2 protein-coding genes are annotated in these 2,947 nt (G+C 67.4%); both read right to left on the bottom strand.

Features of this window, described 5'->3' with window-relative positions:
• On the bottom strand, positions 1 to 1,134 hold a 1,134-nt coding region (locus ASJ79_RS21650; protein ID WP_067959740.1), incomplete at its 3' end, for a virulence factor Mce family protein.
• Positions 1,135 to 1,139: 5 nt separating this feature from the next.
• Positions 1,140 to 2,768: a virulence factor Mce family protein gene (locus tag ASJ79_RS21645; protein ID WP_067959737.1), complete on the bottom strand. Its 1,629-nt coding sequence runs from the start codon at positions 2,766 to 2,768 to the stop codon at positions 1,140 to 1,142.
• Between the last annotated feature and the right edge of the window lie 179 nt (positions 2,769 to 2,947).

The following is a 2,947-nucleotide window of genomic DNA, read 5'->3' as shown; positions in this document are numbered from 1 at the left end:
CTCGATGAGAGGCCCGTTCGGCGCCGAGTTCGGGTTCGGGGTGAACCGCACGTCGGGGATCATCGTGTTCGGGTCGCGGCCCCACGCCTGTTCGAGCGCACGGAGCATGCCGGAAACGCCGGTGCCGGAGAAGAACCCGTTGTCGATGGCCGACAGCGTCAGGTCGACCGTCAGCGACGCGTTGATGTAGTCGCCGCGGATCGCCTTGGGCACGTTCTCGATGCTGTACGGCGCGGTGAGGAACACCTTCAGCGCGCCGAGCAGATACGGCCCGGACTTGCCCAGCTCGCGCAGCGGCCGCTGCAGGTTGGCCAGGTTGGTGTTGATGTCGTCGCTGGCCGGCTCGAGCGCGTCCACCGCGGCGTTGCTGATGCGGCCGAGGGACTCGACGGCGTCGGCGAACAGGTCCCGGGTCTCGGCGAAATGTTCGATCAGCGGCGGGAATTCGGTCAGCACCGCATCGAGGGTCTCGTTGCGCTGCGCGACGATCGACAGCAGCCGGTTGGTGGAGTCGATGGCCCGCGTGATGTCGGCGCGCTGCTGGTTCAGTTCGGCGGTGAACGTGTCGAGCTGGCCGAGGAAGGTGCGGATCTGGTCGGCACGGCCGTTGAGCACGTTGTAGACCTCGGTCTGGATCGTCTCCAGGTTCGCGACGCCACCGCCGGTCAGGATCGACGCGATGCTGGCCAGTACCCGTTCGGTGGTCGGGAACGCCGACGCGTTCCGCAGCGGGATCGTGTCACCGGTCTTGAGCTTCTCCGGGGCCGGGTCCGGCGGCAGGTCGAGCTGGACGTGCTGGGAACCCAGCAGGCTGGTCTGCCCGATCTTGGCCAGCGTGTTGGTCGGCAGCGCGATGTTCGGTTCCAGATCCAGCGTCAGCGTCGCGACCCAGTTCCGCAGCTCGATCGAGCGCACCCGCCCGACGTAGACGTCGGCCACCCGCACCCGGCTGTTCACGTTCAGCGCCAACGTATCCGGCATCTGCACGTAGATCGTGGTGCGCTCCGACCCGGTGCCGGGCCCACCCGGCAACGGCACGTTCGAGATGCCTTTCCACGACCCGCAGGAGGTGAGCACGAGGGCCGCCACCGACAGCGCGACCGAGCGGCGCACCACCTTGGTCCACTTCGTCATCGCGATCAGCCTCCTGCCTCGGCCGGCAACAGCGGACCGGACGGCGCCGCGGGCGCCGGTGCCGCCGGGGCGGCGGGGGCGTTCACCGGAGCCGGATCGCCCGGGATGACACCGGGCGCGGGCGCCGGCGGCGGGCCCGGCTGCGGATACCACGGCGGCGGCAACGGGTTGTTCTGGTCGAACGCGTTCGGCGGACCGGGCAGGTTGCCGTTGCGGGTGGTGCCGAACGCCGGCGGCGCCGGCGGCGGCACGATGTCGGGGCCGCCCATCAACTCGGCCAGCGACTCCGGGGTCAGCATGTTCCTGGTGAACGGCTGCACCTCGACACCCTGCATACCGGGCGCGACGATCCAACCCGGTTCGTGGTTGCCGTGCGAGAACAGGGTGTCGCGGGAGAAGATGCCCGGCACGGTGGTGTCCTTGTACCCCGGCGGCGGGCGCAGCCGCTCCTCGGAGTAGGCGATCTGCTTCGGCAGCGTCATCGCCGTCTGCAGCTGGTTGGCACCGAACGGCAGGTAGTTGAACTTGATCGAGTCGAGGATCGGGCCCAGGTACTGCGCGCACAGTTCCGCCGAGTCCTGGTAACCCAGCCGGCTGCCGGCCTGGATCGCGCTGCACAGGAACTGCATCGGGTTGGCGAAGTTCGAGATCACCGGCATGGAGACGATGCCGCCGGCATTCGGCGACGAGATGTTCATCAGGTTCGCCGCGACGTTCGGATAGGCGTGCAGTGCGGTCTCCAGACCGTCGCGGGGCTCCGGCTGCAGGATCGCGTTGGTGACGTCGGCCAGGTTCTGCACGTCGTGTGCCAGCACCTCACCGTTCTCGTCGATGAATTCCCTTGTCGTGGTGAGGAGTTCGTTGAGGTCCTGCAGCGCGTTGGCCACCTCGCGGTCCGAGTCGGTGAACGCGTTGGTGAACCGGGCGAGGTCGTTGTTCAGCGCGACGAACTGCTGGTCGCTCTGGTGCAGCGCGTTGACGAACATCGCCAGGCTCTTGATGACACTGAAGAAGTCGCCGCGGCCCTCGTTGAGCGCGAACAACGCCTCCGACAGGTTGTTGAGGGTCTCGTTGAGCTGCTTGCCCTTGCCGGCGAAGCCGTCGGCGGCCGATTCGATGATGTCGCCGAACGGCCCCTTGGGCTGCTCGCGGGTCGGGCCCAGATCGGTGAGCAGCCGGCTGATCGAGTCGCGCAGGTCGTCGTACTCGACCGGCACCTGGGTGCGGTCGGTGTCGAGCACGGCGCCGTCCTCGAGCTCCGGTCCGCCGGTGTAGGGCGGCGACAGCTGGATGGTGCGCGAGGCCACCAGGCTCGGGTTCAGGATCGACGCGGTCGCGTCGTGCGGCACCTTGTACTTGTTCTCGTAGTGGAAGGTGACCTTCATCTTTTCGCCCGCCGGCTCGATCTTGTCGATCGTGCCGACCTGGACGCCCATGATCTGGACCTTGTCCCCGGGGTAGATCGCCAGCGTCTGGGTGAAGTAGGCGACCGCGGTCTTCGTGGTCGCCTTCTTGTACAGGTTGTAGCCGAGGAACACCGCGGCGACGACGAGGACGATCACGATCGCACCGATGATGAACGTGCGGGCCGCCCCCGGGCCCTTGAGGTTCCGGACGTTGAACACTGTCGACATCGTTCTCGACCCCCTACCCTTGCGATCCCGGTGGGAGGAACGGCGGATTACCCGGCAGCACCTCTGATTTTGGTTCAGATAGTTCAGGTTCGAGTCCTGGCGACGGAGCAGCGAGGGTTGCCGAGCGGATTCCGCAGCTCCGCGATCCGGAAGGACATCTATGCGTGACGCCGCGGTGC

Source organism: Mycobacterium sp. NAZ190054 (genome assembly GCF_001545925.1).
Taxonomy (GTDB): domain Bacteria; phylum Actinomycetota; class Actinomycetes; order Mycobacteriales; family Mycobacteriaceae; genus Mycobacterium.
Note: the sequence above shows the minus strand (reverse complement) of the source record. Positions and strands in the feature narration are given on the sequence as shown.

What these genes read in the sequence shown, in the direction of transcription:
- ASJ79_RS21645 (WP_067959737.1), bottom strand. Translation starts at nt 2,768, where the DNA reads ATGTCGACAGTGTTCAACGTCCGGAACCTCAAGGGCCCGGGGGCGGCC.